This is a genomic window from Paraburkholderia sp. (assembly GCF_034668105.1).
Classification (GTDB): domain Bacteria; phylum Pseudomonadota; class Gammaproteobacteria; order Burkholderiales; family Burkholderiaceae; genus Paraburkholderia.
Window position 1 is genome coordinate 1 of record NZ_JAXDPY010000634.1, and the last position, 3,314, is coordinate 3,314.

Here is a 3,314-nt window from a genome sequence, read left to right on the forward strand (position 1 = left end):
GTGATCGGCACCGAGGAAGAATTCCGCATCGCCGGCGGCAAGAGCGAACTCGTCGACGCACTCGCGACGGTGCGCGCCGTGACACCGGCCACATTGGTCCTGAAGCGCGGGCCGATGGGCTGCCAGATCATCGACGGCAAGGTTCCCGCCACGCTTGACGATTTGCCGATTCATGGCGGCGTGGAAGTCGAAGTGCTCAACGTGCTCGGCGCGGGCGACGCATTCGCGTCCGGTTTTCTCTCCGGATGGTTGCGCGACCAACCACTCGAAGCCTGCGCGCGCGCGGCCAATGCCAGCGGCGCGCTGGTGGTATCGCGCCACGGTTGCGCGCCCGCGATGCCGACGCCAGCCGAACTCGACTACTTCCTGCGCGAGGCCAAAGCCGATCCGCAACGCATGCGCCGCCCCGACCGGGATGCGACGCTGGCACGCCTGCATCGTGTCTCGCCTGCCCGCAAACCATGGGACGAAGTACTCGGGTTCGCGTTCGACCACCGCAACCAGTTCTTCGAACTCGCCCAGCAGACCGGTGCCGACGAAGCGCGCATCGTGCAACTGAAGGGCCTGTTCGTGCAAGCCGTCGCGCAGACGGAAACCGCGTTGGGATTGCAAGGCTGCGTCGGCATATTGAGCGACGACCGCTACGGTCAGGACGCCTTGAATGCCGCCACCGGCCGCGGCTGGTGGATCGGCCGGCCGGTTGAACTGCCCGGGTCCGTGCCGCTCGTGTTCGACCATGGCCGCTCGATCGGCACCGCGCTGATCGCGTGGCCACAGGAACACATTGCCAAGTGCCTGGTGCAATGCCATCCCGACGAACCGGTCGAACAACGCCTCGAACAGGAAGCACAACTGCGGGCGCTGTACGACGCGACGCAAGCAAGCGGCCACGAATTGCTACTCGAAGTGATTCCGCCGAAGCACGCACATCTTCCGCAAGCACCGGACATTGTCTATCGCGCGTTGAAGCGGCTGTACAACATCGGCATCTATCCGGAATGGTGGAAGCTCGAACCCATGGACGCCGCGCAATGGCAAGCCGTCGACGCGCTGATCGCCGAGCGCGATCCGTATTGCCGGGGCGTGGTGCTGCTCGGTTTGTCCGCGGCTGTCGAGCAACTGGACGAGGGCTTTCGCGCGGCGGCACAATCGGCAACGTGCCGGGGCTTCACCGTGGGCCGCACGATTTTTCACGAACCGAGCCATGCATGGCTCGCGGGAGAAATCGGCGACGACGAACTGATCGCGCGCGTGCGCCGCACCTTCGAAACGCTGATCGCATCGTGGCGTGCGGCGCGCGGAGCGAGCCACGCGCCGCTTCCCACGGCGCGCCATGCACATCAGGAGCAGGCGGCATGAACGAGCGCATATTGCATCACGATGCGGCGTCCGCCAACGACGCCGTCCAGGCACCCGCGCTGTCGGGCGGCACCCTCCGTCTGACCACCGCCCAGGCGCTGCTGCGCTACCTCGCCGCGCAAACTGTCACGAGCGAAGACGGCACCGCCACCGAACCGCTCTTCGGCGGCGTGTTCGCGATCTTTGGACACGGCAATGTGGCCGGCATGGGCGAAGCGTTGTATCAGCATCGCGAAGCATTGCCCACCCTGCGCGCCCATAACGAACAGGCGATGGCGCACAGCGCGATCGCCTACGCCAAAGCGCATTTTCGCCGCCGCATGATGGCCGTCACGACTTCGATCGGACCCGGCGCGACCAATCTGATCACGGCAGCCGCGCTTGCGCATGTGAATCGTCTGCCCGTGCTGCTGTTACCCGGCGACGTGTTCATCTCGCGTGCACCCGATCCGGTGTTGCAGCAGGTGGAAGATTTTCATGACGGCGGCGTCTCCGCCAACGATGCGTTCAAGCCGGTGTCGCGCTACTTCGACCGCATCGTGCATCCGGCGCAGTTGCTCAATGCGTTGCCGCGCGCCTTGCGTGTGCTCACCGACGCCGCGTTGTGCGGTCCCGTCACACTCGCATTGCCGCAGGACGTGCAGGCGCAGGCATGGGATTTCCCGGCTGATTTCTTTGCGCCGCGCGTCGTCACGTTTCACTCCCCCGCGCCGCGTGCGGAAGACATCGACGCGGCGGTCGCGCGCCTGCGCCGCGCCAGGCGGCCGCTGATCGTCGCGGGCGGTGGCGTGCTCTATGGCCGCGCGACCGAGGCGCTGCACCGCTTCGCGGTAGCGCACGGCGTCCCGGTGGCGGAGACGCAGGCCGGCAAGGGCTCGCTCGCATGGAACGATCCGTTGAACGCCGGCGCACTGGGCGTGACCGGCTCGCCTGCCGCCAATGCGCTCGCCCACGACGCGGACTGCGTGCTCGCAATCGGCACGCGCTTGCAGGACTTCACCACCGGCTCGAACACCTTGTTCACGCAGGCCGACGTGATCGGCATCAATGCGAATCCCTTCGACGGCCTCAAGCATCGCGCGCTGGTGCTCGAAGCCGACGCACGTCTTGCGCTCGATGCGCTCGCCGAACCTCTGCAAGGCTGGCACGCGGATCGCACATGGACCGCGCGCGCGCACAAACTCGCGACCAGCTGGCGCGATACCGTGGGCACGCTCACGCATGCGCCGCAACGCGACACCGTGCTGCCGTACGAAGGCGACGTGATCGGCGCGGTGCAGCGTTCGAGCGCGCGTTCCACGCTGGACGACATCGTCGTTTGCGCCGCGGGAACCTTGCCGGCCGAATTGCACAAGCTATGGCGCGCCGGCAAACCGGGGGCGTACCACGTCGAATACGGCTACTCGTGCATGGGCTACGAAATCGCCGGCGGCCTCGGCGTGAAGCTCGCGCGGCCCGCGCGTGAAGTGATCGTGATGCTCGGCGACGGCAGCTATCTGATGATGAACAGCGAGATCGCGACTTCGGTGATGCTCGGCGCGAAGCTGATTGTGGTCGTGCTCGACAATCGCGGCTACGGCTGCATCAACCGCTTGCAGCAGGCCTGCGGTGGCGCGCCGTTCAACAACCTGCTCGACGACTGCATGCAAGGTCCGCTCGGCGCACCTGCCATCGACTTCGCCGCGCATGCGCGCGCGCTCGGCGCGCAGGCCGAACACGTCGCGAACATCGCTGAACTTGAAAACGCGTTGCAACGCGCGCGTGCCGCCGATCGCACCTATCTGATCAGTATCGACACCGACCCCGCGCGCACCACCGATGACGGCGGCTGGTGGTGGGAAGTCGCCGTACCCGAGGTATCCACGCGCGACACCGTGCGTGCCGCACGTTCGCAATACGACGCGCAACTTGCCGCACGCGCCGCGCCCGCCGATCCTGGCGAACGGCCCGGCCAC

Annotated in this window: 2 protein-coding genes; both read left to right on the top strand. The window is 66.7% G+C overall.

Going from position 1 to position 3,314, the window contains the following annotated elements:
* On the top strand, positions 1–1,359 hold a 1,359-nt coding region (locus QOC89_RS27935), incomplete at its 5' end, for a bifunctional 5-dehydro-2-deoxygluconokinase/5-dehydro-2-deoxyphosphogluconate aldolase (protein ID WP_323047991.1).
* Positions 1,356–3,314, top strand: a 1,959-nt coding sequence (iolD, locus tag QOC89_RS27940) for a 3D-(3,5/4)-trihydroxycyclohexane-1,2-dione acylhydrolase (decyclizing) (RefSeq protein ID WP_323047992.1), incomplete at its 3' end; no start/stop codon positions are given. The genes QOC89_RS27935 and iolD, both read left to right, overlap by 4 nt.